1 protein-coding gene is annotated in these 852 nt (G+C 48.8%); it reads left to right on the top strand.

The genetic code is table 11. The annotated features are described in order from the left end of the window. Positions 1 to 852: MocR-like pyridoxine biosynthesis transcription factor PdxR (gene pdxR / locus ACWHAR_RS25120; protein ID WP_452088188.1), on the top strand; the 852-nt coding region annotated here is incomplete at both ends.

Raw genomic sequence — 852 nt, 5'->3', positions numbered from 1 at the left:
GCAAGCCGATTATATCTATCAGCAAATTTATCAAAAGCTGAAAAAAGAAATCCTCAGCCGCAATCTGCTGCCGCACTCGAAGGTTCCCTCCAAGCGGGAGCTGGCTGAAAATCTCAAGGTCAGCGTAAATTCAGTGAATTCAGCCTATCAGCAGCTACTGGCTGAAGGGTATTTGTACGCCATTGAACGAAAGGGTTTCTTCGTGGAGGAACTAGACATGTTTTCCGCCGAGGAGCACCCTCCATTTGCACTGCCGGATGATCTAAAAGAGATTCACATCGACCAGAACAATTGGATATCGTTTTCACACATGAGTTCCGATACAGACCATTTTCCGATCAAAAGCTGGTTCCGCTGCGAGCAAAAAGCGGCCTCCCGCTCATACCGCACGCTCGGCGATATGTCACATCCGCAAGGGATATATGAAGTGAGAGCTGCCGTTACGAGGCTCATTTCCCTGACGAGGGGTGTAAAATGCAGGCCAGAACAAATGATCTTAGGGGCAGGCACACAGGTGCTCATGCAGCTGTTGACTGAGCTTTTACCCAAAGAAGCTGTATATGCGATGGAGGAACCTGGCTACAGGCGCATGTATCAGCTTTTGAAGAATGCCGGAAAACAAGTCAAGACGATCATGCTGGATGAAAAGGGCATGTCGATTGCTGAAATCATCAGACAGCAGCCAGATGTACTGGTGACCACCCCGTCGCATCAGTTTCCGTCCGGAACGATTATGCCTGTATCCAGAAGAATTCAGCTGCTGAACTGGGCAGCCGAGGAGCCGCGCAGATATATCATTGAGGACGATTATGATAGTGAATTCACATATGATGTAGACAGTATTCCGGCGCT

This window comes from Bacillus sp. LR--39 (assembly GCF_053613335.1).
The sequence above is the reverse complement of the archived record's forward strand: the minus strand, read 5'-3'. Positions and strand labels throughout refer to the sequence as shown.